The following is a 23962-nucleotide window of genomic DNA, read 5'->3' as shown; positions in this document are numbered from 1 at the left end:
TCACAGCGCCTGCGCCTTTTCGACCACGGCCCTGCCCGCTGCAAGGGCGCGCCGCGCCCGCGTTTCAGCATCGACGGTCTTCGCCAGCACAACGGTCGGCACCTCGATGCTGATGGTCAGGCAGTCCGGCATCGCCCGCGTGAGACCGACGAGATCGATGCCGCCCTCGCCCGGGAACATGCGCTCCTCGCGCGCGGCATGGATCATTTGCTCAGTCGTCGCGGGGCGCTCGGCCGGACCGTCGCAGAGCTGCCAATAGTGCAGCCGATCGGCCGGGATGGAGCGGAGATCCGCGAGCTTGCTTCGCGATCGATCGAAATGCAGCGCATCCACCAGAATGCCGGCCGCGGGATGGTCGACATCGTCAACGATCCGCATCGCGGTTGTCAGATCAGGAACGCTGGTCCAGGGCATGAATTCCAGATCGGCGGTCAGACCGAACGCAGCAGCCGCCTCGCAAAACTGCCGATAACGATCGGAGAACCGCGCCAGGTCGGGGTCATAGCCGGCGACAAGGATGTGCCTGGCGCCGAGGCGTGCGCCTGTCTCGAAGAACGGCATGAACGACGCGACGCTCGTCTCAGGTCTGAAGGCGACGACCTCGAGATCGGCAACGGTTACACCCGTCGACTGCAACTGCTGGAGCGTCGTACGCAGGAGCGCGGCGTCATCCATCAGGCGATAAGCCAGTCCACCGGGCACGGCCGGCAGCAGCCTGAGGCCGACCTTGTCGTAGCCGCAGCGGGCCGCCAGATCGATCATCTCGGGCGGCGCCAAGTCGAGCACGGTCAGCGCAGCGAGCGAAAAGGTCGCCATCAGCAAGCATCCGCGATGCGTGCGTCGAGCGCAAACATGCCCTGATAGAAGTCAGGCTCGCTGGCTCCCTCCATGACATCGGATGCAAGTGTCCGCGCCTGCCGCAAGGCCCTCTGCAACGAAGCGTCATCGAGCGCCTCGATCAACAGAAGCCCCGAGAAGAAGCCCTCGTGCTTCCGCATGCCCTTTTCAGCGGTCGGTACGGATGTCCGCGGCGCGTCGGTCGCCCCGATCTGCACGGCAGCGATCCCGTCGCAGCCAACGAGCGCGGTGGCCAGCCGTTGCGGGTCGGCGGGCAATTTGTCGATCCGCAGCGCCACGATCGTGGCGCCCTCGCCCCGCCCGGCGCGCGCGACGATCACACCGCCGCCACGCATGAAATTGCCGAGCTTCGGCATGATGCGCTGCGACCACGGGGTGGGCGCGTTGAGCCGCGCCAGATAGTCCTTGCCGTCGAGGACCTCGGGCGTTTCGAGCTCGTACAGGATGAAGAAGCGGTTGACGTCGCTGCGCACGGCACGAAACACACGCGACGCCAGGAAGCCCCGCGTCGTCACGCGCTCGGTGGTGTGCTCGCGCGTCAGCCAATGCCGGTAGTCGGTCAGATCATGCGCCTCGACGTCGCTCCAGATGGCGAGAAACCCTGTTCCGCGCATGCTTGTCTCCTGATTACATCTTGCCGGTTAGCGCAAGCCCGTGCAGGGCCGGCGGAATCGTTTCAGGCAATTGCCCGAGCCGCTGGACGACCGCCAGGATCGCAGCGAGATAGCCGTAAGCGCCAAGTCCGCAAATCACCGCTGTGCAGGCCCGCGAGGTGATCGAATGGCGGTGCAGCTCGTCCCGCGCATGGATGTTGGAGATGTGCAGCTCGATCTTCACCCCATCGAAGATGTTCAGCGCATCGATCAGCGCGACCGATGTGAAAGAATAGCCTGCCGGATTGATGATGATCGCATCCGCCTGGCCGTGAGCGGATTGGATCAGACCAACGAGCTCGCCTTCCATGTTCGACTGGTGGAACGAGACGGATACGCCGAGTTGGTCCGCGAGCGCGTGGCAGCTGTCCTCGATCTGCTTCAGCGTCGTCGAGCCGTAGATGTCGGGCTCCCGAATGCCGAGAAAATTGAGATTGGGTCCATTCAAGATCACGATCCGTGCGGCCATGTTCGACTCCTTTGCCAACGCAGCCCGATCAGCCGCCGAACCATCGCGCCGGCACCGTCACCAGGCCGGGAAACAGGACCATCGCGAACAGGACGATCAGCTGCGCGATCATGAAGGGCCAGACCCCCTTGATGATGTCTTCCATGCTGATCTTGGACACGCCGCAGACGACGTTAAGCACGATGCCGACCGGCGGCGTGATCAGGCCGATGGAGTTGTTGATGATGAACAGCACGCCGAAATAGACGGGGTCGATATTTGCCGCCTTGATGATTGGCATCAGGATCGGCGTCAGGATCAGGATGGTGGGCGTCATGTCGAGCGCCGTGCCCACGATCACGACGACCACCATGATCGCGAGCATCAGGATGGTGTTGTTGCTCATGAACGGCTTCAGGAGATCGACGACCTGGTTGGAGATCTCAGACACCGTGATCAGCCAGGACGACACCAAGGCCGCAGCGACCAGGAACATGACGACGCTCGTGGTCACGGCCGACGAGACCAGGACCGCGTAGATCTCGGACCATTTCAGCTCGCGATAGATGCACGTCGCGACGAACATCGAATAGACGGCGACGACGACGCCGGCCTCGGTTGGCGTGAAGATCCCGAAGCGCAGGCCGACGATGATGATGGCGGGGAGCATGAGTGCCCAGAAGCCGTCGGTGATCGCATGCCACACCTCGCGAAGCGAGGCGCGCGGCGGCGGCGACAGGTTTTCCTTGCGCACCACCCAGTACCAGGCGGCGCAAAGGCCCAATCCCAGGAAAAGGCCGGGCACGATGCCGGCAAGGAACAGCTTCGAGATCGAGACGTTGGCGGCCACGCCGAAGATCACGAATCCGATGCTGGGCGGAATCACCGGGCCAATCACGCCGCCGGCCGCCACGAGACCCGCCGCATAGGTCTTCTTGTGTCCCGCCGCCACCATCATCGGCACCAGCAGCGCCGCCAGCGCGGCGGCGTCGGCCGCCGCCGACCCCGACAATGACGACAGGATGCAGGCGGCCAGGATCGTGACGTAGCCCAGGCCGCCCCGGAAATGCCCCACCGCCACGAGTGCGACATTGACGATGCGCTTGGCCAGTCCGCCCTTGTTCATGATCTCGCCCGCGAGCATGAAGAACGGGATGGCCATCAGCGGAAAACTGTCGGCGCCGTTGATGACGTTCTGGGCGACGATCTGGGGATCGAACATGTCAATGGTGCTCATCAGGGCGACGCCGCAGATGAGGAGCGCAAAGGCGATCGGCATGCCCAGCGCCATGGCGCCCAGCAGAGAGACGGTGAAGACGACGATCGTCATGGCATGATCCGGGTGACGCGGAGAGAGTGAGAGGGCGCGAAGACGATCGAGGCCATCACTGCTCCTCCGATTCCCTGACCGCCACCATGTCCTCCTCGCTCGCCTGCCCGCTGATCACCCGGTACAGGTCGTAGAGAAGGATAATTGCGGCCGACACACCGAAGATCACGCCGACGGCGTAGAAGATGGCCATCGACAGACCGGTCGCCGGCGCGCGGTCGTCGATGTTGATGAGGGTCTGACGCCAGCTGCCGGAGAGCAGCAGCCAATCGGCGAACAGCATCAGGCCGTAGTTGATGAGGAAGCAGATGCGCTTGCCGGAGGCCGGCAGCTTCCGCACCAGGCTGTCGACGCCGAGATGGGCGTGCTCGCGCAGCGCGACGATGGCTCCGAGGAAGGTCAGCCACACCAGCAGCCAGCGCGACAGCTCCTCGGACACCGTGATGCCGGAGTTGAAGCCATAGCGCAGCACTACGTTGCCGAAGACCAGCACCACCATGGCCGCGAGACACGCGGCAATGACGGCTTTCAGAAACGAGCAATAGAGGTCGAGAAACTGCGCCATGCGTCAGGTCCGAGCAGATGTGGGACGTGAGCCGGCATGGGCCGGCTCCGCCGCCTATCGTGATGGAGAGGCGATTACTTTACGTCCTTGCGGATGCGCTCGACTTCCTCGTTGAACAGCTTCACCGTCTCGGGCCGAAGATTGGCCGAGACCTTGTCCACGACCGGTTGAACCGCCTTGCGCATGCGCTCGGTCTCCTCGGGAGCGATCGCATTGTACTGCATGCCCTTGGCCTGCAATTCCGCCAGCGCCTTTTCGGTCTGGAGGCGCGTCTGCTCCTTCTGATAGTTGCGGCTTTCCTCATAGGCCTCGCGCATCAGGCGCTGCTCGGTCGGCGACAACTTGTCCCAGAACGTCTTGCTCACCAGGATGATGTTGAGGGTGAAGGTGTGGTTGGTGGCCGAGACGTACTTCTGCACCTCGTAGAACTTGTTGGAGAGGATGACGGTGTAGGGATTCTCCTGCCCGTCGACGGTGCGAGTCTCCAGCGCCGAATACAATTCGCCGAACGCCATCGGGACGGGATTGGCCTTGAAAGCGCTGAAACTCTCCAGATAGACCGGGTTCGGAATGACGCGCAGCTTCAGGCCGGCGAAGTCCTCGACCTTGGTGATCGGCCGGGTGCTGTTGGTGACGTTGCGGAAGCCAAGGCCCCAATAACCGAGGCCGATCAGGTTCTTCGACGGCAGGCCCTCAAGCATGGCCTTGCCGAATTTGCCGGTCGCGAGCGCATCGGCCTGCTCGGTCGTGTTGAACAGGAACGGGAAATCGATCAGGCCGAACTCGGGCACGACGGTCGCAAGCGACGTGGTCGAGGCCGACAGCATCTCCTGAGTGCCGCCGCGCAGCGCGGATTGCTGCTGCAATTCGTTGCCGAGCTGCGAGGCCGCGAACTCGCGGACCCTCATCTTACCCCCGCTCTTGGCCAGCAGGATCTCTCCGAACTTCTGCACGCCGAAGCTGACGGGGTGATCGGTGTTGTTCAGGTGCCCCCACCGGATCGTCCGCTCCTGAATGTCATCGGCGGCAGATGCGCCGACCGTCAGCGCCACCGAGATCGCGGCGGCAGACAGCGCCCGTGCGAACAAGCTCATCGTGTCCTCCCTGGTTTCTTCGGGGCACGCGGCGGGTTGAGCGCTTATTTTCCGTACCCTCTGTTTATCGAGAAAACACACATCAATATCGATGTCAAACGACAATCATAATTTCATATGAGATTTCAATGGACATCAGATGCCGCGACTCTGCTATAATGCCGGCGAGTGGCCCGCTCCCACAGGGCGGCGCTCCGGGCGAGCGGGATCAGAAGGCATGACGGATCTTGAGGAACGGCCGCTGTCGGCGGGCGACAGCGGCTATCGGCGCATCCGCTCCGACATCATTTTCGGCGTGCTCACGCCGTCGGGACGCCTCAGGCTCGAGGCGATGAAGGAGGATTACGGCGTCAGCATCTCGACCCTGCGCGAGATCCTCAATCGCCTGGCGTCCGAAGGCTTCGTGGTCGCCGAAGGGCAGCGTGGCTTCGAGGTGGCACCGGTCTCGCTCCAGAACCTGCGCGAGCTCGCCGAGCTGCGCATCCTGCTGGAGCATCACGCCATGGCCGAGTCGTTCCGCGCCGGAGACGTCGAGTGGGAAGGACGCGTGGTGTCAGCGCATCACAAGCTGGCCGCGACCGAGCGCACCATCCTGAAGGAGGGCGACGATCCCGAGTTGCGAAAGCGCTACGACGGCGAATTCCACCAGGCGCTGATCTCGCGTTGCGGGTCGCGCGAGCTGATGCATACGCATTCCATCGTGTTCGACAAATATTTCCGTTACGCACTGCGCTATCGCGGCAGCGAGACGATCAACCAGCACAAGGCGCTGCTGGAATGCGCCCTGAGGCGCGACATCGAGGGCGCAAGGACCGTCCTGAGCGAGCACATCAACAACTGTGTCGCGCATGCCCTGTCCTCCTGGACCGGCAATTGATCGCCCTCACCTTGCCGCCCCCCGGGTGGTCGACGCAGAGAACGATTCATGCGCGCCAACATTCCCTTCTCGACCGCCCGGCTCGACGGCCTGCTCGACGCGGCCGGCATCGACGTCCTGATCTGCACGTCGAAGCACAACATCAGTACCTTCTCGGCGGCTACTACCATTTCCAGTTCGACTTCATGGACGCGATCGGCATCAGCCGGCACCTGCCGATCCTCATCTATGTGAAGGGCGAGCCGGACAAGACGGTCTACACCGCCAACCGGAACGAGCGGGACAGCATCCCCAATAGGACGGACGCCGGATACTGGATGCCGCCGGCCGTGTTCGGATCGTCAACCTCGGTCGAGGCCATGACGCTCGCGCTCGGGCATGTCCGATCCGTCGCGACGCCGGGGCTTGCTGTCGGCGTGGAGTTGTCGTTCCTTCCGCCGACGCCGCGGACCTGCTGCGCAAGGAACTGCCGCTTCGTCCAGGCGATGCGCCCGCTGGAAAAGCTGAGATCGATAGCGCGCGCGGCTGGAACGGGATTCCGACATGACCATTCATTCGATCTCCGCTGATCGGGTCGAGATTGCGGTGGCCAACGCCGATCTCCTCGGCGAGACGCCATTATGGTGCGACCGGACCCGCAAGCTGTGGTGGATCGATATCGACGGCAGGCTGCATCAGTCGTTCGATCCGGAAACTGGCGCGCACCACGCTGTTTCCCATGAGTGTCAATTCCTTGGCAGCCAGGCGCTGACGGCGGACGGCTCGCATCTGCTCGCACGGGATCTGACTCTGTACCGTCGCGCGGCCGATCATCCGGAGCAGTTTGTCGAGGTCGAAAACGGCCTCGACAACCGCCTCAACGACGGCCGGGTTGATGCGCGCGGCCGCTTGTGGATCGGCACCATGGACAACCAGCTGCATCGCCCGAACGGCTCGCTCTATCGCGTGACCGGAGACGGCCAGGTGACGCGCATCTTCGGCGACGTCATCGTGACCAATGGGATCGCGTTCGCGCCGGACAACCGCACGCTCTATTTCACCGATACGCGGCGATACTGCACCTGGTCGTTCGACTTCGATCTCGACGACGGTATCATCAGCAACCGGCGCCTGTTTGCAGATTATAGCACGTCGAAGGAAAGACCGGACGGCGCCTGCGTCGATGCCGCAGGCGGGTTATGGACAGCCTTCTTCTCGGGCGGCCGCGTCGTACGCTACCGCCCGAACGGGCAGATCGACACCATCGTCCCATTGCCGGTGACGAACCCGACCTGCGTGTGCTTTGGAGGCAGCGACCTCAAAACGCTGTTCATCACGACGGCCAGAAAATTCCTGGATCCGAAGCAGTTGAGTGCCGAACCCATGGCGGGACATCTGCTTGCTGTCCGCGGCCTCGCACAAGGCCTCTCCGAACATCGTTTCCCATCGGGCGGTGCTGTGCGACGCCAAAAAGCTGACGACGGTCGCATCAGGCGCGGCAGGTAAACCGCTCTCCCCCGTTTTGTCGACGCACTAGAACTTCACGCTGATGCCGCTGGACAGACTCGATTCGGTGCAGGTGTTGTTGCTCACCCCTGGCGATCTCGTGCAGAGCTTGCTGACATTGTGATCGAGACCGTATTTGTTCTGCCAGTAGCGATAGGCCACCCAGACATCGAGATAGTGCGAGAATTTCGGGCCCCACATCGCTTTGGAGGCATCGAAGGTAAGGCGGATCGGCTCGGAGTTGAGTGAGACTTTGGTCATGGAGTTGGCCGGCGCCGCGACGGGCAGCGGATTATAGGGAAGTGGGCTGTTCTCGGGGCCGAGCGCGCCGAGCAACTGGGCGCGGCCGCTGATGGATAAATAGCGCATGCTCTCGGGTAAGAAGCCGAGGTCCATGTAGTAGTTCGTTTCAATCGCCCAGGTCGGCTGATACCGCCGGTTGCCGTCGGGCAGACAGCTCACGCCGGGCCCCGGAGGGGCAAAGCCACCACCGCACTGCAGGAATCCCATGTGTGCCATGTAGATCCATGTCGCGAGCGGCGCGACGTTGACGTAACCCTTGTAGGGAAGATCGAACTGGAACTGCAGGCCGGCCGATACGGCCTGCGCAGCGGCGGCGCGATAGTAGTTCGACGTGCTCAGGTCCAAACCGACCTCGAAGGAGATGTTGCGGAGCGGGCCGACCGTGAACGCCTTGGTATCGAAGATTTCATTCCAGCCAAATGTCGAACGGCTCTGACCGGTGAAAAAGATTGCACCCGCGCAATTGGCCGGTGTTGCAACACCGGTGCCCGGATTGACCACGACGCCCGCGTTCGTGCAGGGGCTGGCGGGATCGTTATGGTCCGCCTTGAACATCGAAATGTTCAGGAAGTTCGTACCGTACTGCCAGATGTCGAAATGCGTGAACGAGTAGACCTGCATCGCGGTCGTGCTGTTGAGCGACCCGTCCGGATTCCTGGAGAACACGCCGGGGTCCGTCGCCTTGGGGATATAGGAGAAGGTGAGGCGATCATCGATCAGCGAAAAGAATGGCTGACCGGAGGCCGCTGGCTTTGCCTTGACCGGCAAATCCTCCGCGACAGCTGCCGCGCTTGCGCACGACGCAAAAGCCAGTGCCATGAGTAATGGCTGAATATGATGCCTCAAGTCCCCCTCCAATGTCCTCTAAGCCCAGGTCCAAGACATCAGACGCTGTCGTGGTCCGGCGTGTTGTCCCTCGAACCGCCCCGTTCAGTTCGGTGAAACAGCATAGGCAGTGGACGCGGGACAAAAAGTCCGGCAATCGGTACAGTCACGTTCCAGGATTGGAACGACGACCTGCTTGCTGGAGTGCCGCTTTCGATCGTCTCATCGAATCCGGACTTCTGTCTGAGATCTCCGCAGAGGATTACTCATGGGAACGGTCGATGACCTGACACTTCTCGTCGAAATCATCGAGGCCGGCAGCCTGTCGGCGGCGAGCCGCAAGACAGGCATTCCGAAGTCGAGCTTGAGCAGACGGATCGGCGACCTCGAAAGTCAGCTCGGCGTGCATCTCGTTCATCGCGGCCCGCGCAACTTCGCGGCGACTGAAATCGGCCTCTCTATCTACGAGCGGAGCCAGAAGATCAGGGAAGAGCTGGTTGCGATCAAGGCGCTTGCGGAGGACCGCACGAACCGCCCCTCGGGCATGCTGCGCATCTCCTGCCCGGCCGTCCTCTCCGAGATTCTGGTCGCCGATTTTGCCATCCAGTTTGCCGAGACCTATCCGGATGTGCGCCTGACCTTGGACAACACCAAAGGGACGTTCGACCCGAAGATCGATCACTACGACCTCGCAATCCATCCTGTGCGCGAAGATCTGGCGGATTCCGAATTGATCTGCCAGAAGCTCGCGACAGCGCCTTACCGCTTAGTCGCAGCGCCCGCCCTGATGGCGCGCCTCGGCCCGCGCACGACCCCCGCAGACCTCGAAGGCCTCCCGGGCGTCGGATGGGGCGCCGACGGCTTCATGGCGCGCTGGCGTCTGTTAGGCGCAAGCGACGCGACGACGGAGATCAACGTCAAGCTCAACTTTTCAGCCAACAACCTCAACATCATTCGCCAGGCTGCGCTACGCGGCCTCGGTCTCGCGCGACTGCCGATGCCGATGTGCGACGCCGACCTGCTCGATGGCCGGCTCGTTCTGCCGCTTCCCGACTGGGCGCCGCCACCGGTGACGTTCTATGCGCTCTATCCTTCGCGCCGATCCCTGACGGTCGCCGGCCGTTTGTTCCTCGCCGGTCTCGCCAAATTTCTTCAGGACAGGCTGCGCTCGTCCGATAGTCCGCAGCCATCGGGTCCGGCGTCCGCCGTGAGGCGCAAATCCCAACGCGCCGTGAAGAAGCGCAGGCCCAGACCGGCCAGGCGTTGAGAGAACTCCCGGCCGTTCCTGCTCGAGTCAGGCGATGTATCGCGATGCCGTGATGCGGCGATCAAAATGCAGGACCGCCTGATCCGCCGCGTGGGCGGGCCATTCCGGGAGACCGCGCGCGTTCGGGTCTCCCGCTGCCGCGAACGCGGCGATCGAGCCTCTGAAGAGGCGGCTCAGGTCCTGCACTTCGCGCCGGTCCGCGCCTTTGACCATGGCAGCCGACTGCCAGATGTTGAAGTTGCCAAACAGGAAGGGAAGATCGATGCAATGGCAGGCTCCCAGGCCCGGAACGGGCGCCTGCCAGTCGAACAGATAGGTGAAGGCCTTTCGACCGAGGCTGGACTGCGTGGCGGCGATCTCCAGGCTCTGCTTTGTGAACATCCGTTCGCTGTAGAAGTCGCCCAGGAGCATGCGAGGTGTCGCAGGCACGCGCGAGGAACGCAGCCGTGCCAGCGTCGCACTTGCGTCGTCGTCCCCCTGGGATCGGATCACGTCCTCGAGCGCATCATCGGACAGTTCGTCGAGCGACGGATTCGAGATCGAGAACGCGGCATACTCCTCGCGCGTCAAGCCGATCATCATGTCGCACCACCGTGCGCCGCCGCTTCGAATTGACTCGATGGGATCGCGGTGCACGAGGGCATCATCCAGAACCGGCATGAAGGGAGGCGTGATATCTCCCGGGGTCGCCGGCGGCCGCCTTTGCAGCATGCGCAAGCCCTCGAGGGCGCGACCAATCGGGATCGTTCGGAGTTTGTCGACCTCGTCAGCGGCGATGCCGAGAACATCGAGGATTGCATTGGCGACCGGTCGCGACTGTTCGACGGTACGCAGCTTGACGCCGACCGGCGCGCTCATCAGGATCGCCCGGTTGAACAGCCCCGATCCAGCTTCGATGCCGGCAAGGGCCGCGATGCTGAATGCGCCCGCCGATTGGCCGATCACCGTGATCCGCTGCGGATCTCCGCCGAACACGCTGATGGCTTGTGCTATCCAGCGCAACGCTGCGACCTGGTCGTGCAGGCCGAGGTTCAGACCGCCGAGGCCGGGATGCGGGAAGAAGCCGAGAATGCCGAGCCGATAGCTGACGTTGACAACGACGAGGCCATTGTCCTTCGCGAGGATGCCTCCGTCGTAGCAAGGCAGCGATCCGCCTCCGGTCATGAAGGCGCCGCCATGAATGAACACCAGGACCGGAGCGCGGTCGCCTGCCGCATGACCGGTCCAGACGTCCAGATGGAGACAATCCTCGCTTTGCTCGACGTCGTAGGTCCCCATCACCACGTCGAGACGCGACGGATTCTGCGGAGGAATCGGCCCGGCCGCGACGGCGTCGCGAACACCGCCCCATCGCGGCGGCACTGACGGCATCTCAAAGCGCAATGGGCCGACGGGGGCTTCCGCATACGGAACTCTCCGAAACGCGGTCACTCCTTCTGATCGCGCGCCGCGCAGCCGACCAAACGGCGTTTCCAGCTCAACATGCTCCACAGCGGTCATTCCTATTCCGACAAGGCACTTCCCGGCCCCACGGCTTAAGCTCTCTCACCAAATGCAGCCAGCGTCCGAAAATGGCGAGCAGCGTTCCAGATTTGAAACGCCGCATCATGACCGCTCCGTCGTCCGCAAGTGCGGAAGCAGAGCGAAGATCGCAAGCAATGCGGGAAGCGTGGCCGCGAGCAAGATCGCTTTCGGCGCAACACCCTTCGAAACGAGGAGACCTGCGAACGCGGGCCCAACGATCGAGCCGATGCGGCCGGCGGCAGCGGAGAAGCCGACACCGTGGGTGCGAAGCGCTTCGGGATAGATCGCGACAGCGAGAGCGGACTGCCCCACGCTGCAGGAGATCAGACCTGCACCGGTTCCGGCAATCAGCAGCCAGACACCGAGCGGGACCACGTCGTGCGCCGCAAGCCCCGCCGCAGACATGACCCCAAGGGTCACGGCCGACACCAGGATACGCGCAATCGGAAGCCTGCTCACGAGGAGCATCACGAGGACGTTGGCGACCAGGCCGCCGGCGCTGAAGAAGCTGATGCCAAGCTGCGAATATTCGGTCGAGAATCCGAGCTTGACGAGCAGCGCCGGCAGCCAGAACACCAGTGCGTAGCCGTCAGCGAAGATCAGAAAGGAGAATATCCAAAGGCTGACGGTCCGGCTCGCAACGCCAGTGGCGAGCAGATCTCCGATCAGCTTCAAACCGCCCAGGTGCAGGTCGCGTTGATTGGTCGACAACGGATCGCGCGCGGCGGTCAGCCTGGGTAACCAAAACAGCAGAACGAGGGAGAGTCCGAGCGGCAGGGCACCGCCGATGATGAAGATGGACTGCCAACCCAAACGCGCGGTCAGGACTGCACCGAGCACACCGCCCAGGATGCCGCCGGCGGCGAGCCCGGTCCCGACGATGACGGCAGCCGTCTCCTTCAGCCTTGGCGGACATTGCGACGTCGCAATGGCAATCGCCGACGGCAACGCTGCACCGAGCCCAATAGCCGTGATCAGGCGCAGCGCTGCAAGCTGCTCCACGGAACCCGCAAGCGGCGTTGCCAGCGAGAGAACGCCAAACGCCGCCACGCTTGCGATCAGGACAGGACGCGCCTGCCAACGGCTGACCAGCGGGCCGGACGCCAGGTATCCGAGCACGGCGCCGACGCTCGTCAGCACGAACGCAGGTGTGAGCGACGCCGGCGAGACCATGAAGTGGGCTGCGATGACGGGAGCCGCCACGCCGATCGAACTGGTATCAAGCCCGTCGAGCAGGACCGCTGCGAAGCTGAGCGCGATCGCGATCCAGGCTGATCTCGATACACGTTCAGCGGACGTGCTCCCAAGGCGCGTGCTGGTGTCGTTGACGCCGGAGTCGCATTCTTCGCCTTCGCTTCCTAGCGGACTTGCTTGCGCTACGCCCTTCACCCTTTTGCCTCCACACCAATCCCGTTGGGGAAAACTCAAGGGGTTTCCAAACTAGCTGTCCAGCTCCAGGAATGGGATGCTCGGTTCTATAATTGAGACGCGAGCTGTTACGCGCAGCCCGTGATCCTCACTTGGCTTGAAGACATGTTCAAGCATGGCGACGTTGCTGGTGACGAGGTCGTTGCCAATCAGACCGTCGTGGCCCTGATGCAGCCTGAGCAACGATGCGCCGACCACCGTCGCGGCGCAGACCGCGGCCTCGGGGCGACCGCACATGAATCTGGCGGCGGCCTACCAGCAGTTGGGCCGGACCGAGGAGGCGAAGGCGGCCATGCAGGAGGGCCTGAGGTTGCGGCCTGGCACGACGGCCCTCAACGTTGCACCGCCGATGAAGAACACCAGCCCGGTCTTCGTCCAGGCCGCCGATCGGATGATCAAGCTGATGATCGCCGCCGGCTTGCCGGAGCGCTAAGCGGCATTGCTGCCATGCCTCTCGCCGGCTCAAGCTCACACCGCACAGCCGCCAATTGCGCGTCAAGGACACTGGCGATTGGGCAGGCAGAGTTTCAGCTCTTGCTTGGTGTTGAGCCATTTTGATCGTTCTTGTCTGGTGTCGCCGCTTCCGCCTCAAACACCCGCTTCCCCTCTGCCATCCATAGCGCTCGCGCCCGTTCGCGCTGATCACTTTGGAGTTTGTCAGCAACCCAGAGCAGCGCGCCATAGATGATGGCGCGATCATCGCCGGTTTGCTCCACGACACCGGCTTTGACGACGAGGCCACCGAGTTCGATGAGATGGCGGGTGCGCTTTCGGCGCGTGATCTGCCAAGAGCGCATGTCACGCCGTGCCCTTGCGGCTTGTTGCCGGTTGCGCGCCGCTCGGTTGCGTCGAAACCACATTAGCGTCGCGGTCAGTTGCTGGCGCATTCCGCATCGACCGTCCTTGAAAGAACGAGACGCCGCGCTTGGCCCATGCCTCCCTCTTTCCGGCCTCCTTGGTCTCGACCAGCACGATCAGCGCACCAGCGAGTTCGTCTGCGCTAAGCGCGTCAGCTCCCGTGGCAATGACGAGCTCGCCTAGCTGCCGCACCTTGCGGGTTTTAAGCTCGTGCGCTTTGTCGTCGAGTGCCTTCAGGTCCGCATCAAAGTCCCTTGGTTTGCGCATTGTCGTCTCCCTACGTCGGCGGAGAAATGATAACTCGGCTAGCGGCGCCTTGCCGTAAGGTCGTCAGGACGAGCTGAGATGGGATAATCCCTCCCGAGATTTTTTCGAGGGAGGGCGCGCTTATACGTCGTGCCGACGTACGCTTCGCTGTGTAGATGCTCTGCTCGCGATGGCGATCTATCATCTTCACGTCAAGGTCATTGGCCGGAAGGCCGGGAGCAGCGCGGTGGCATCGGCGGCCTACCGCTCGGGCTCGCGGCTGCGCGACGAGCGGTTGGGCCGTGAGCAGGATTTTTCGGCCAAGCGCGGCGTCGTCCATTCCGAGGTGATGCTGCCGGAGAATGCGCCGGAGGCGTGGAGTGACCGCGAGCGGCTCTGGAACGATGTCGAAGCATTCGAAGTCCGCAAGGACGCCCAGCTGGCCCGGGAGATCGAGTTCGCCCTTCCGCGAGAACTGACTGAGGCGCAGGGCATTGAGCTGGCTCGGGACTTCGTTCAGAGCGAGTTCGTCCGTCGCGGCATGATCGCCGATCTTAATGTGCATTGGGACAGGGCCGAAGACGGCCTGCCCAAGCCGCACGCCCATGTCATGCTGACAATGCGCTCGGTCGATCAGAACGGCTTTGGTCAGAAGGTGAGAGAGTGGAACCGCACGGAGATGGTCGAGCGCTGGCGCGAACGCTGGGCGGAGATTGCCAACGAGCGGCTGGCCGAGCTCGACATCGACGCGCGGATTGATCACCGCAGCCTGGAAGCCCAGGGCATTGCGCTCGAGCCGCAAAGCCAGATCGGCGCACCGGCCAAGCGCATTGAGGGGCGGAGAGGCGGAGGCGAGGGCGCTGAGGCTGACCGGGCCGAGATGCACCGCGAGATCGCGCGAAACAACGGCAGGAGGATCATCGCCGATCCCTCCCTTGGACTGGACGCGATCACCCAACAGCAATCGACCTTCACACGCCGTGACCTCGCAAAGTTTGCGCATCGGCACAGTGACGGGCTCGACCAGTTCAATGAAGTGCTGGGCGCAATGCAGGGAGCGCCAGATCTAGTCGACCTCGGCAAGGACGCTCGCGGCGAGGATCGGTTCACCACCCGCGGAATGATCGAAGCAGAACGGCGCCTGCACCGGGCCGCTGAGCTGATGGCAGAACGGGAGCGCCACCAGGTGCGCGACGAGGATCGCCAGGCCGCTTTGGCGCGTGCGGAAGCACGCGGCCTGGTGCTGTCATCCGAGCAGGTTGACGCCTTGGCGCACGTCACGGATGGACGCGGTCTCAGCGTCGTGGTCGGCCATGCCGGGACAGGAAAGAGCGCGCTGCTGGGGGTGGCGCGGGAGGCGTGGGAAGCAGCCGGCTTCGAGGTCCGGGGCGTGGCGCTGTCCGGCATTGCAGCAGAAAACCTCGAAGGCGGGTCGGGCATTGCGTCGCGCACGATTGCCAGTCTGGAGCATGGCTGGGAGCAGGGCCGTGATCTACTCAAATCGAGCGAGGTGCTCGTCATCGACGAGGCGGGCATGGTCGGCACGCGCCAGCTCGAGCGCGTGATGTCTCGTGCTGCCGAGGCGGGCGCCAAGGTCGTGCTGGTCGGCGATCCGCAGCAGCTGCAGGCCATCGAGGCGGGCGCAGCTTTCCGGTCGATCCATGAGCGTCACGGCGGGGCGGAGATCGGCGAAATACGCCGTCAGCGCGAAGACTGGCAGCGCGACGCCACGCGCAATCTGGCGACCGGCAAGGTCGGCCATGCGCTAGAAGCCTATCGGGCCAACGGCATGGTGCATGAGGCGATGACCCGCGAGCAGGCGCGGGGCGATCTGATCGCGCGCTGGGACCGCGACCGGCAGGTATCGCCGGACCGGAGCCGGATCATCCTGACCCATACCAATGACGAGGTGCGCGCGCTGAACGAGGCGGCGCGCGGACGGATGCGGGCCGCCGGCGCTCTGGGCAATGAGGTGGGTGTAACGGTCGAGCGCGGCGCGAGAAGCTTCGCCGGCGGAGACCGCATCATGTTCCTGCGGAACGAGCGTGGGCTTGGTGTCAAGAACGGCACACTCGGGACCATTGAACTGGTCAGCGCGCAATCCATGACCGTGCAGATCGACGATGGCCGGTCCGTGCGCTTTGACCTCAAGGATTACAACCGGATCGACCACGGTTATGCCGCGACGATCCACAAGGCGCAGGGTATGACGGTCGACCGGGTCCATGTACTGGCAACGCCCGGCATGGACGCCCACAGCAGCTATGTCGCACTGTCGCGGCATCGCGACAGCGTGGACCTGCATTATGGCCGCAACGATTTTACCGATGCGGATCGGCTCAACCGTGCTCTGTCGCGCGACCGGTCGAAGGACATGGCCTTGGATTACGACCGTGCCGATCCCGTCCAGAGCTACGCCGAGCGGCGCGGGATCACGTTCCGCGAGCGCGTGGCCGAGATCGTGCGCAAGGCCGTGCCAGAGACGCTGCGCGGCATGTTCGACGGCCTTAGCGTTTCTGGAGAGGTGCTCGACCGGGATGGCGGACGACGGCCCGAGCGGGGATCCCCCGAAAAAGAAAACAGCGGCACGGCAGCCGACCGGCGCGAAGCCGAAGTGCCGGCAAGGACCGTGGCGCAAGATCCCGAAGCGGAAGCCCGTCGTGTGCGGACCCGAGCGCTGGTGCGCCATGCTCGCGCCGTGGATGCGATCTTCGCAGCGCATGAGATGGGCGGCAGAGCGAGCCCCGAACAGGTCAAAGAGCTACAGACCGCCCGCCAGGCCTTCGAAAAGGTGCGCCCCTATGGCTCCCACGACGCTGAGGCCGCCTACAAGAAGAACCCCGAGCTGGCCCGCGAGGCCGCTGGCGGACGCCTCAACCGCGCCATCCGCGCGCTCCAGCTCGAGACTGAACTGCGCACCGATCCGAGCCGCCGCGCCGATCGCTTCGTAGAGCGCTGGCAGAAGCTCGAGCACACCAGTCAGCGACAATATCAGGCCGGGGACATGTCCGGTTACAAGGCCACGCGGTCCGCGATGGGCGACATGGCGAAAAGTCTCGAACGCGACCCGCAATTGGAATCCATTCTCGCCGGTCGCAAGAACGATCTCGGCATTGCATTCGAATCAGGCCGCCGGCTCGGCCAGGATCTGGCCTTCGTCCATGGCATCGATCTCGGCAGAGGCCGAAGCCTTGGAATTTGACCCATCCCGTTTGCCGCCGGCTCTACGCCACGCTTGGCAACGCGCGAACTCTTATTGTCCGCCTGCATCTGTTTGGCCTCTCTGGTCTCACAACACCTCAGAATCGACCAGCGAAGGGCATCACGGCCATGCGCGAACCAGATCATCAGGTTGAAGACCATCCTCACCAGGACCGGGCTGTCCCGGTCCACAATCTACCGCAAGATCGCCGAGGGCACGTTCCCGGCCCAGCTCAAAATCAGCAGCAACGGTTCGGGCTGGCATGAATCCGATATAAACCGATGGATCGCAGATCCAGCCGGATGGCGTGCGGAAGGTCGATTCGAGGAAGCCGCGGTGAGCTCGATTTCCGATCCTTCAACCGGCCGCAGAACGTAAAGACTCGTGCTCTCGTATCCTCACTTCATACACCGCCCACTTTCGATCCCGGACCCTTTCCTTCGCCAGCGCATCCTAAACGGCGAGCGCGTCTCCGATCCTCTTCCGTTTCCGGACACCCCTCTTTTGACTGTGCCGACGGCAGGCACAGTGCCCAAGGTCAAAGCGATCCGCATCCAAACGACGTTTCTGTTCTCGATTCTATCCAATGCTACGCTTCATCGTTCCCCGATCTCGCCTCGGCTCTCCCCGCGCAGCATCCTGTTGAGATGGCGCGACAAAAGACCGGACAGGGATCGCATCGGGCAACAGGCTGTGTTGCCGAAACTGACAATGCCCTGGCCAAATTCGTTGAAGCGCTTGCGATTGCCGATGCGAGGCGCGATCATCTGCGGGAAAGAGAGCCGCTGACAAAATGCCATCTTGATGCGGTCAACTCTCGGTGCCGCAGCAATGGTGTTCATGATGAAGCGCGCAGCCATTTACGCCAGATTCTCGACCGAGCTCCAAAGCGAAAGATCGACTGAAGATCAGATCGCTTTGTGTCGGACCTATGCGGCGCGTCATCAGCTCTCAGTCGTCGCTACGTTCGAGGACAAGGCCCGGTCTGGGGCCTCGGTTTTTGGACGCGATGGCTTGATGCAGCTGATGGATGCTGCACGCCTGCACACATTCGATGTCGTAGTCGTGGAGGCGTTGGATCGGCTCTCGCGCGACATGGAGGATCTCGCCGGAATTCACAAGAGGCTGTCCTTTCAGGGGATCCAGATCCAAGCGGTGCATGACGGCACGGCAGACTCCATCCTGATAGGGATTCGCGGTCTCGTCGGACAGATGCAACGCGAGGATGGCGCGAAGAAAGTCCGGCGCGGTATGGCCGGCGTGATACGCGATGGCCGCCACGCTGGCGGGCGCGCCTATGGCTATCGTGCGGTCGCCGGCAAACCCGGCGAGCTCGAAATCGTCGAGCAGGAGGCCGCCGTCGTTCGGCGCATCTTCGCCGCTTATGCCGACGGACGAACACCTCGCGACATTGCGCGGGATCTCAATCGCGAGGAAATTCGTCCGCCGCGAGGCCCGCGGTGGAATGCATCGACGATCAACGGCAACGCGCAGCGCGGGAACGGCCTCATTTTCAATGAGCTGTATGCGGGTCGCATCGTCTGGAACAAGGTCCGGATGGTCAAAGATCCCGACACCGGAAAGCGGCTGTCTCGGCCCAATCCGCCGGACGAGTGGCAGCGCATCGAAGCCCCCCATTTGCGGATCGTCGAACAGTCCATTTGGGAACAGGCTCATCTGTTGAAGTCGCAGAAGAGCCGTCTCGCCAGCCACGTCAAGCGCCGAACGCCACATCTGCTTTCCGGACTTCTTCGCTGCGGTTGCTGCGGATCCGGCCTGTCGGTGCATGACCGGGACAAAACGGGCAAGACCCGCGTCCGCTGCTCGGCCGTGCGCGAAAGCGGCAGCTGTTCGAACCGCAGAATCTTGTACCTTCGCGACGTCGAAAATCTGGTCCTCAGCGGCATGGCCGAAGAACTGAAGGATCCTCGGCTGATCGAGACCTATGTGCGCAACTATAATCGTGAACGAGAGCGCCTTGCCGGAGACGCCGCCGCAACACGCACGCGCCTGGAGGCGAAGCGCGATCGGATCGAGGGCGAGCGGCAGCGCAACATCGATCTTGTCGTCCGATACGTCATTTCGGAGGACGACGCTCGGCAACGCATCGCCGAGCTCAAAGAGGAGCGAGAGCGGGTAGAGGCGGAACTGGCCGCGCTCGAGGAAGCGCCTGTTCCGGTTGCCCTTCACCCGGCAACCTTGGACCGATATGTCGCAACCGTCGATGCGCTAGCGGAAACCTTGGCGGACCACGCCATTGCCGAGGACGACCGAGGCACGCTCATCGACGATTTCCGGGCTCTCGTGCACAGCGTCACGATTTACCCGAAGGGACCCAGGGAAGGATTTGAGATCGAAGTGAAGGGAAAGCTAGCTGCTTTACTCGGGAAAGGAGTGTTCCCAGACGGCAGCTACAATAGTGGGTCACGCGTGGTAGCGGGGGAGGGACTCGAACCCCCGACCCCAGGATTATGATTCCCGTGCTCTAACCAGCTGAGCTACCCCGCCACGATGTTCGATCAAGGCAAGACCGGTCGAAGCGGGCGCCGGGCCTTGTGAACGGGCGGCATATAAGGAGGCGTCTCCGCCCCTGTCAAGCAAAGCTCGCGGGCAGCAGCGGTTTTCGGACCAGGGGATTTCCGGACGACTCTCCAAGGCCTTGCGCATGTATCCGCTGGTCGTCGAGGGCCACAGGCCGATGTGCGCGCCAAGAGCGGCGGTCGGCAATGCAGATCACAAGAGGCTCATTTCGGCAGCACGTTAGGATAGCCGCCGGGGCTGCCGGGCGGCGGGATCACCGGCGTCGTGCCGCCCTCCGGGGTCGGCGCGTGCATCTCCGGATCGACCCCGCTCGGCGGACACAACACGCCGTTGGTCTTCGCCAGCTTGTCGCCGAGCGGCTCGCTGGCGCTGCCGGTGGTGATGCCGTCGGGCGTCGCCGTCGCGCGGACATTCGGCGCACAGGCGGCATTCGCGTCGGGGGCCGGCGCCGTCGCCTGCGGAGGTGTGGCCGCCGTCGGCGGCGCCTGGGCGTGGGCCGCAGCCGCGGCCGAGACCAGTGCGAAGGAGAGGAACAAGGATTGCCTGATGCTCATGGCGGGGCAACGCAAACCCCGCGTTCGCGTTCCGCGCGTATGGCGTGGCAAAGCGCACGGCCAGAGGATCTGGCGGTCAGCCCTTGCGGTAGCGAATGAGCGAGAAGTGTCCGAGCGGTGGCATCGGCCGGCGCTCGGCCAGCGTGACGCCGCCATGCTTTGCGGCCCAGTTCACCAGCCGGGCCCAGGGGAACTCCGGCCGCCAGCCGAGCCGGCGCGCGATCGGCGCGAAGGCGAGCTCGAAGATGCGGCGCGGGCCGCTCTCGGCGCCGATATGGTTGACCAGGATCAGCTCGCCGCCCGGCTTCAGCACGCGGATGAAATCATCGAGCGTCGCTTCGGGATCCGGCACCGCGGTGATGACGTATTGCGCGACCACCGCGTCGAAGAAATTGTCGGGAAACGCGAGATGCTTGGCATCCATCACCGCGAGCGTCTCGACATTGAGGAGATTCAGCTCGCGCACGCGGGCCTGCGCCCGCCGCAGCATCGGCTCGGAGATATCGACGCCGCAGATCTTCGTGGTCCGGGCATAGTCCGACAAGGACAGACCGGTGCCGACGCCGACGTCGAGAATGCGGCCGCCGATGCGATCGGCTTCCGCGATGGTCGATTGGCGGCCCTGATCGAAGACCTTGCCGAACACCAGATCGTAGATCGGCGCCCAGCGCTCATAGGCCTTTTCGACCCCCGCGCGGTCGATGTCCCCCATGCCCCTGCCCTGAATGATGGATGCTGATCAGCCGCGGACCGGCTCGGCCACGCGCTGCGGTCTGATCACGTTGCCGCCCAAGCTGCTGCTTTCCGCAACAGCGCTCTGGATGAAGCCGCCACCGAGCACGCGGGCGCGGCCGGACGCGGCATCGTAGAACACGCAGGCCTGGCCCGGCGAGACGCCCTCTTCGCCGGCGACCAGCTCGACCTCGTAACGGCCGTCCGCACCGCGCAGCCAAGCCGGCTGCGGCGGCCGCGTCGAGCGCACCCGCACGAACAATTCGAGGCCCTCGCGCGCGGCGGCGTCGAGCGCGCCGTCACCGATCCAGTTGACCTCGCGCAGCGTGATGCGATGCGTGCGCAGCGCCTCGCGCGGGCCGACCACGACGCGGCGGGTGGCGACGTCCAGCTTGACGACGTAGAGCGGCGCGCCGGCAGCGATGCCGAGGCCCTTGCGCTGACCGATCGTGTAGTTCGCGATGCCCTGATGCACGCCGAGAACGCGGCCATTGAGATCGACGATCTCGCCCGGCTCCATCGCGTTCGGGCGCAGCTTGCCGATGATGTCGGTGTAGCGGCCGGTCGGCACGAAGCAGATGTCCTGACTGTCGTGCTTGTCGGCGACCTCCAGTCCGAAGCGGCGCGCGAGCTCGCGCACCTCCGGCTTGGTCATGTCGCCGAGCGGAAAGCGCAGATAATCGAGCTGCTCGCGCGTGGTCGCGAACAGGAAGTAGCTCTGGTCGCGATCGCTGTCCGCCGCGCAAGTGAGCGCGCGCGATCCGTCCGCCAGCCGCCGCGAGGCGACGTAGTGGCCGGTGGCGAGCACGGAGGCGCCGAGCTCGCGCGCGGTCTTCAGGAGATCGCCGAACTTGATGGCGCGATTGCACTCGATGCACGGCACCGGCGTTTCGCCCGAAGCGTAGCTGGCGGCGAAATTGTCGATCACCGACTCGCGGAAGCGGTCTTCGTAGTCCAGCACGTAATGCGGGATGCCGAGGCGCTCGGCGACGTTGCGGGCATCGTGGATGTCCTGGCCGGCGCAGCACGCGCCCTTGCGGTGCGTCGCCGCGCCGTGATCGTAGAGCTGCAGGGTGATGCCGACGACGTCGTAGCCTTCCGACTTCAGCAGCGCGGCCGTCACCGAGGAGTCCACGCCGCCGGACATGGCGACGACGACCCTGGTGTCTTCAGGACGGCCTTCGAGATCGAGACTGTTGAGCATGATCCGGTCACTGCGATCGCGGCGTCAGGCAACGGGTTCCCGGCGCGGGAACGCCTCGCATGCGCCGTCTTTGCGGATGGCTTGCTTCGGGCGATCTCCGGACAGGATGTCCTGATCGGAAACAACACGAAAGCATCTGTCTCTAATATAGGCGCACTTCCTGCGAAGCAATTGCGCCGGTCGCAGATGCCGGCGGCAAATCTTGCCGGCCGGGCAGAAATGGCGAGGACGCGGCGGCGGATCCGCGCCGCGATCGATTCCATAAGAAATTGAATTTATTGACTATTTTCAGTTGCGCCGGCTTGGCCCGCTCCTTGCTGAACTGCTTGGTCGAGTTCATCGCGAGAGGGTCCAAGGTGTTCAGCGTCACGTCAGACATCCAGGCAGGCACGGTTCTCAAGACCACGGCGCCGAGACAGTCCCGTCAGGACGCTCCGCAGCCGTCCGACAGCTTCTCGGCGCTGGTCGACGCCGCGACTCCGGATCCGTCGACAGCGTCGCCGCCCACCTCCGCGTCGCCGTCACCGCGCGCCGGCAGCGCTTCCACCCCGAGCCGCGAGCCGGCGCGGGCCGGCGACGCCGATCGCACCACCCAGGCCAGGTCGCAGGACAAGCCGGCGGACAAGGCCGACGGCAGCACTGCGGGCGCCGACGCCAGCGGTCCCGATACCACGGCCGACGCGACCACCGGCACGCCGACCAAGACCGATGCGGCCGGGACCGCCGACGGAAAGACCAGCGACGGCAAGACGGGCGACAAGAAGGACGGCGATCAGGCCAGCACGGATGCGAGCGCTGCGACGACCGCTATAGCCGAGCAGACCGTGGCCGTGCCGACGCCGGTCGCCGTCGCCATCCAGCCCGACATCACCCTCGCCAACCCCGCCACCGGCGATGGCACGGCGGGCGGCGACGGCAAAACCAATGCGCCCGGCGCGACCGCGCCCGTCGGAGTAGCCGGTGTTGGCCCGCAGGGTTCGGTCGATGCCGCGGCAGGTCTGCTGGCGGCCGCAGCCAAATCCACCGGGGCGGCCAAGGATGCCGACGGAGCCGGATCAACCGCGACGGCGCCCGAGACGGCAGCGGCGGCCTCCGGCGACGCTGCCGCGTCTGCCGATCAGACCTTCACCGCCGCGCTCGATACGGCCGTTCCCGGCAGCACCAAGACGACGGGCAAGCCGGGCACACAGATTAAGACGGGGCTCGCCGACGGCGCAGCCGGCAAGGTCACCGAACCGGGCAATGGCAACGTCCAGTCCACTCAGCAGCCGGGCCAGGGCGCGCTCGCGCAACAACCCGCTGTTGCAGCCAAGCCGGACTCCGTCGAGGCCGGCGACGGGAAGGCGAACGGCAATTTGCAGGCACCGGCCTCACATGATCGCAACGCCGCGCCGACGACCAGTCAGACCAACGCGCCGGCGCCCGATCCGAGTGCACAGGCCACGGCCGCCGCGCAGCCCCAGCTGTCGACGCCGGCCGCATCGACCAGCCAGATCACCGCGGCCAACCTGACCGCGACGGCCGCTACGGCGGCCGCTGTGCCGCTTCATGGGCTTGCCGTCGAGATCGCAGCCTCGGCGCTCAACGGCAAGAGCCGCTTCGAGATCCGACTGGATCCGGCCGAGCTCGGCCGCATCGACGTCCGCATCGACGTCGACCGCAATGGCCAGGTGACCTCGCATCTGCGGGTCGAGAAGCCGGAGACGCTGGCGATGCTGCAGCAGACGGCGCCGCAGCTCCAGCAGGCGCTGCAGGACGCCGGCCTCAAGAGCAACAACAGCGGATTGCAGTTCTCGCTGCGCGACCAGAACTCGTCCGGCCAGAATGGCGGCGATTATCAACAGAATGGCAACGCACAACGCCTGATCGTGACCGAGGACGAAAACGTCCCGGTCCAGCTCGCCGGACGGTCCTATGGACGGATGTTCGGCACGCAAGGCGGCGTGGATATCAGGGTTTAACAGGAGG

At 64.2% G+C, this 23962-nt stretch carries 25 protein-coding genes and 1 tRNA gene; 9 read left to right on the top strand and 17 right to left on the bottom strand.

All coding sequences use genetic code 11. The features are described from left to right. The 6 genes from QX094_RS18490 to QX094_RS18465 all read right to left on the bottom strand — a co-directional run bounded on the left by QX094_RS18490 (window position 1) and on the right by QX094_RS18465 (window position 4948). Window positions 1-816, bottom strand: coding sequence for a sugar phosphate isomerase/epimerase family protein (locus tag QX094_RS18490; protein ID WP_315706504.1), 816 nt, complete (start codon window positions 814-816; stop codon window positions 1-3). After that, the gene (locus QX094_RS18485; RefSeq protein WP_315706505.1) at window positions 816-1472 is read right to left on the bottom strand and encodes a hypothetical protein; all 657 of its coding nucleotides are present in this window, start codon (window positions 1470-1472) and stop codon (window positions 816-818) included. The genes QX094_RS18490 and QX094_RS18485 overlap by 1 nt, the downstream gene beginning before the upstream one ends. 13 nt (window positions 1473-1485) lie before the next feature. Then, window positions 1486-1980, bottom strand: coding sequence for a type II 3-dehydroquinate dehydratase (locus QX094_RS18480; RefSeq protein WP_315706506.1), 495 nt, complete (start codon window positions 1978-1980; stop codon window positions 1486-1488). 28 nt (window positions 1981-2008) lie between these two features. After that, complete coding sequence (locus QX094_RS18475; protein WP_315807394.1) at window positions 2009-3289, bottom strand: TRAP transporter large permease subunit; 1281 nt, start codon at window positions 3287-3289, stop codon at window positions 2009-2011. 55 nt (window positions 3290-3344) lie between these two features. Next, a complete protein-coding gene (locus tag QX094_RS18470; protein ID WP_315706507.1) occupies window positions 3345-3854 on the bottom strand; it encodes a TRAP transporter small permease in 510 nt (169 codons plus the stop codon). 74 nt (window positions 3855-3928) lie between these two features. Then, window positions 3929-4948 carry a TRAP transporter substrate-binding protein gene (locus tag QX094_RS18465; protein WP_315706508.1) on the bottom strand — a complete coding sequence of 340 codons (1020 nt, stop codon included), beginning with the start codon at window positions 4946-4948 and terminating at the stop codon, window positions 3929-3931. 217 nt (window positions 4949-5165) lie between these two features. On the opposite strand from QX094_RS18465, the gene QX094_RS18460 reads away from it, so the two are divergent. The 3 genes from QX094_RS18460 to QX094_RS18450 are packed head-to-tail and all read left to right on the top strand — an operon-like array spanning window position 5166 to window position 7310. Then, the gene (locus QX094_RS18460; RefSeq protein WP_315706509.1) at window positions 5166-5825 is read left to right on the top strand and encodes a GntR family transcriptional regulator; all 660 of its coding nucleotides are present in this window, start codon (window positions 5166-5168) and stop codon (window positions 5823-5825) included. Beyond that, on the top strand, window positions 5822-6394 hold the full coding sequence (locus tag QX094_RS18455; RefSeq protein ID WP_315706510.1) for a hypothetical protein: 573 nt from the start codon (window positions 5822-5824) through the stop codon (window positions 6392-6394). The genes QX094_RS18460 and QX094_RS18455 overlap by 4 nt, the downstream gene beginning before the upstream one ends. Continuing rightward, window positions 6369-7310, top strand: a complete 942-nt coding sequence (locus tag QX094_RS18450; RefSeq protein ID WP_315706511.1) for an SMP-30/gluconolactonase/LRE family protein — start codon at window positions 6369-6371, stop codon at window positions 7308-7310. Before QX094_RS18455 ends, QX094_RS18450 begins: the two co-directional genes overlap by 26 nt. Window positions 7311-7337: 27 nt before the next feature. On the opposite strand, the gene QX094_RS18445 is transcribed toward QX094_RS18450, so the two are convergent. Then, window positions 7338-8432 (bottom strand): hypothetical protein, encoded by a 1095-nt coding sequence (locus QX094_RS18445; protein WP_315706512.1) that lies wholly within the window; start codon window positions 8430-8432, stop codon window positions 7338-7340. 274 nt (window positions 8433-8706) lie between these two features. On the opposite strand from QX094_RS18445, the gene QX094_RS18440 reads away from it, so the two are divergent. After that, the gene (locus tag QX094_RS18440; protein ID WP_315706513.1) at window positions 8707-9705 is read left to right on the top strand and encodes a LysR substrate-binding domain-containing protein; all 999 of its coding nucleotides are present in this window, start codon (window positions 8707-8709) and stop codon (window positions 9703-9705) included. A gap of 27 nt (window positions 9706-9732) precedes the next feature. Here QX094_RS18440 and QX094_RS18435 read toward each other — a convergent pair whose 3' ends face one another. Together QX094_RS18435 and QX094_RS18430 are read right to left on the bottom strand one after the other, a co-directional pair. Further along, complete coding sequence (locus QX094_RS18435) at window positions 9733-11205, bottom strand: carboxylesterase/lipase family protein (RefSeq protein WP_315706514.1); 1473 nt, start codon at window positions 11203-11205, stop codon at window positions 9733-9735. Between the two features lie 105 nt (window positions 11206-11310). Further along, on the bottom strand, window positions 11311-12618 hold the full coding sequence (locus QX094_RS18430) for an MFS transporter (RefSeq protein ID WP_315706515.1): 1308 nt from the start codon (window positions 12616-12618) through the stop codon (window positions 11311-11313). A gap of 274 nt (window positions 12619-12892) precedes the next feature. Between QX094_RS18430 and QX094_RS18425 the strand changes: the two genes are divergently transcribed. Continuing rightward, window positions 12893-13090, top strand: coding sequence for a tetratricopeptide repeat protein (locus QX094_RS18425; protein WP_315706516.1), 198 nt, complete (start codon window positions 12893-12895; stop codon window positions 13088-13090). A gap of 94 nt (window positions 13091-13184) precedes the next feature. On the opposite strand, the gene QX094_RS18420 is transcribed toward QX094_RS18425, so the two are convergent. Together QX094_RS18420 and QX094_RS18415 are read right to left on the bottom strand one after the other, a co-directional pair. After that, window positions 13185-13454: a conjugal transfer protein TraD gene (locus tag QX094_RS18420; RefSeq protein WP_315706517.1), complete on the bottom strand. Its 270-nt coding sequence runs from the start codon at window positions 13452-13454 to the stop codon at window positions 13185-13187. Window position 13455: 1 nt separating this feature from the next. Continuing rightward, window positions 13456-13782 carry a conjugal transfer protein TraD gene (locus tag QX094_RS18415; RefSeq protein ID WP_315706518.1) on the bottom strand — a complete coding sequence of 109 codons (327 nt, stop codon included), beginning with the start codon at window positions 13780-13782 and terminating at the stop codon, window positions 13456-13458. A gap of 169 nt (window positions 13783-13951) precedes the next feature. Here QX094_RS18415 and traA point away from each other — a divergent pair, with 169 nt between their 5' ends. Beyond that, window positions 13952-16963, top strand: a complete 3012-nt coding sequence (traA, locus tag QX094_RS18410) for a Ti-type conjugative transfer relaxase TraA (RefSeq protein ID WP_315714175.1) — start codon at window positions 13952-13954, stop codon at window positions 16961-16963. A gap of 102 nt (window positions 16964-17065) precedes the next feature. After that, the gene (locus QX094_RS18405) at window positions 17066-17341 is read left to right on the top strand and encodes a helix-turn-helix transcriptional regulator (RefSeq protein WP_315707353.1); all 276 of its coding nucleotides are present in this window, start codon (window positions 17066-17068) and stop codon (window positions 17339-17341) included. A gap of 218 nt (window positions 17342-17559) precedes the next feature. Here QX094_RS18405 and QX094_RS18400 read toward each other — a convergent pair whose 3' ends face one another. Next, window positions 17560-17823, bottom strand: coding sequence for a hypothetical protein (locus tag QX094_RS18400; RefSeq protein ID WP_315707331.1), 264 nt, complete (start codon window positions 17821-17823; stop codon window positions 17560-17562). Here QX094_RS18400 and QX094_RS18395 point away from each other — a divergent pair. Further along, entirely contained in the window at window positions 17768-19438 is a 1671-nt protein-coding gene (locus QX094_RS18395; protein WP_315714387.1) for a recombinase family protein, read from the top strand. The genes QX094_RS18400 and QX094_RS18395 overlap by 56 nt on opposite strands. On the opposite strand, the gene QX094_RS18390 is transcribed toward QX094_RS18395, so the two are convergent. The 5 genes from QX094_RS18390 to QX094_RS18370 form a co-directional block, all read right to left on the bottom strand. After that, a tRNA-Met gene (locus QX094_RS18390) sits at window positions 19395-19471 on the bottom strand. The two genes, QX094_RS18395 and QX094_RS18390, sit on opposite strands and share 44 nt — an antisense overlap. Before the next feature lie 236 nt (window positions 19472-19707). Next, entirely contained in the window at window positions 19708-20058 is a 351-nt protein-coding gene (locus QX094_RS18385) for a hypothetical protein (protein WP_315750106.1), read from the bottom strand. Between the two features lie 76 nt (window positions 20059-20134). Beyond that, window positions 20135-20770 carry a class I SAM-dependent methyltransferase gene (locus tag QX094_RS18380; protein WP_315750105.1) on the bottom strand — a complete coding sequence of 212 codons (636 nt, stop codon included), beginning with the start codon at window positions 20768-20770 and terminating at the stop codon, window positions 20135-20137. 27 nt (window positions 20771-20797) lie between these two features. After that, on the bottom strand, window positions 20798-21994 hold the full coding sequence (gene mnmA, locus QX094_RS18375; protein WP_315714172.1) for a tRNA 2-thiouridine(34) synthase MnmA: 1197 nt from the start codon (window positions 21992-21994) through the stop codon (window positions 20798-20800). Between the two features lie 142 nt (window positions 21995-22136). After that, window positions 22137-22364 (bottom strand): hypothetical protein, encoded by a 228-nt coding sequence (locus tag QX094_RS18370; RefSeq protein ID WP_315750104.1) that lies wholly within the window; start codon window positions 22362-22364, stop codon window positions 22137-22139. On the opposite strand from QX094_RS18370, the gene QX094_RS18365 reads away from it, so the two are divergent. Further along, a complete protein-coding gene (locus tag QX094_RS18365; RefSeq protein WP_315827667.1) occupies window positions 22351-23955 on the top strand; it encodes a flagellar hook-length control protein FliK in 1605 nt (534 codons plus the stop codon). The genes QX094_RS18370 and QX094_RS18365 overlap by 14 nt on opposite strands. Window positions 23956-23962 lie beyond the last annotated feature (7 nt).

Origin of the sequence: Bradyrhizobium sp. SZCCHNS1050, assembly GCF_032484785.1 — a bacterium.
Lineage (GTDB): Bacteria > Pseudomonadota > Alphaproteobacteria > Rhizobiales > Xanthobacteraceae > Bradyrhizobium.
This window is presented reverse-complemented; position numbering and strand designations above follow the sequence as displayed.

What these genes read in the sequence shown, in the direction of transcription:
- QX094_RS18465 (WP_315706508.1), bottom strand. Translation starts at nt 4,948, where the DNA reads ATGAGCTTGTTCGCACGGGCGCTGTCTGCCGCCGCGATCTCGGTGGCG.
- QX094_RS18425 (WP_315706516.1), top strand. Translation starts at nt 12,893, where the DNA reads ATGAATCTGGCGGCGGCCTACCAGCAGTTGGGCCGGACCGAGGAGGCG.
- QX094_RS18400 (WP_315707331.1), bottom strand. Translation starts at nt 17,823, where the DNA reads ATGGCTGCGCGCTTCATCATGAACACCATTGCTGCGGCACCGAGAGTT.
- mnmA (WP_315714172.1), bottom strand. Translation starts at nt 21,994, where the DNA reads ATGCTCAACAGTCTCGATCTCGAAGGCCGTCCTGAAGACACCAGGGTC.
- QX094_RS18395 (WP_315714387.1), top strand. Translation starts at nt 17,768, where the DNA reads ATGCGGTCAACTCTCGGTGCCGCAGCAATGGTGTTCATGATGAAGCGC.
- QX094_RS18490 (WP_315706504.1), bottom strand. Translation starts at nt 816, where the DNA reads ATGGCGACCTTTTCGCTCGCTGCGCTGACCGTGCTCGACTTGGCGCCG.
- traA (WP_315714175.1), top strand. Translation starts at nt 13,952, where the DNA reads ATGGCGATCTATCATCTTCACGTCAAGGTCATTGGCCGGAAGGCCGGG.
- QX094_RS18460 (WP_315706509.1), top strand. Translation starts at nt 5,166, where the DNA reads ATGACGGATCTTGAGGAACGGCCGCTGTCGGCGGGCGACAGCGGCTAT.
- QX094_RS18435 (WP_315706514.1), bottom strand. Translation starts at nt 11,205, where the DNA reads ATGACCGCTGTGGAGCATGTTGAGCTGGAAACGCCGTTTGGTCGGCTG.
- QX094_RS18480 (WP_315706506.1), bottom strand. Translation starts at nt 1,980, where the DNA reads ATGGCCGCACGGATCGTGATCTTGAATGGACCCAATCTCAATTTTCTC.
- QX094_RS18440 (WP_315706513.1), top strand. Translation starts at nt 8,707, where the DNA reads ATGGGAACGGTCGATGACCTGACACTTCTCGTCGAAATCATCGAGGCC.
- QX094_RS18415 (WP_315706518.1), bottom strand. Translation starts at nt 13,782, where the DNA reads ATGCGCAAACCAAGGGACTTTGATGCGGACCTGAAGGCACTCGACGAC.
- QX094_RS18445 (WP_315706512.1), bottom strand. Translation starts at nt 8,432, where the DNA reads ATGGCACTGGCTTTTGCGTCGTGCGCAAGCGCGGCAGCTGTCGCGGAG.
- QX094_RS18470 (WP_315706507.1), bottom strand. Translation starts at nt 3,854, where the DNA reads ATGGCGCAGTTTCTCGACCTCTATTGCTCGTTTCTGAAAGCCGTCATT.
- QX094_RS18380 (WP_315750105.1), bottom strand. Translation starts at nt 20,770, where the DNA reads ATGGGGGACATCGACCGCGCGGGGGTCGAAAAGGCCTATGAGCGCTGG.
- QX094_RS18450 (WP_315706511.1), top strand. Translation starts at nt 6,369, where the DNA reads ATGACCATTCATTCGATCTCCGCTGATCGGGTCGAGATTGCGGTGGCC.
- QX094_RS18385 (WP_315750106.1), bottom strand. Translation starts at nt 20,058, where the DNA reads ATGAGCATCAGGCAATCCTTGTTCCTCTCCTTCGCACTGGTCTCGGCC.
- QX094_RS18485 (WP_315706505.1), bottom strand. Translation starts at nt 1,472, where the DNA reads ATGCGCGGAACAGGGTTTCTCGCCATCTGGAGCGACGTCGAGGCGCAT.
- QX094_RS18475 (WP_315807394.1), bottom strand. Translation starts at nt 3,289, where the DNA reads ATGACGATCGTCGTCTTCACCGTCTCTCTGCTGGGCGCCATGGCGCTG.
- QX094_RS18420 (WP_315706517.1), bottom strand. Translation starts at nt 13,454, where the DNA reads ATGCGCTCTTGGCAGATCACGCGCCGAAAGCGCACCCGCCATCTCATC.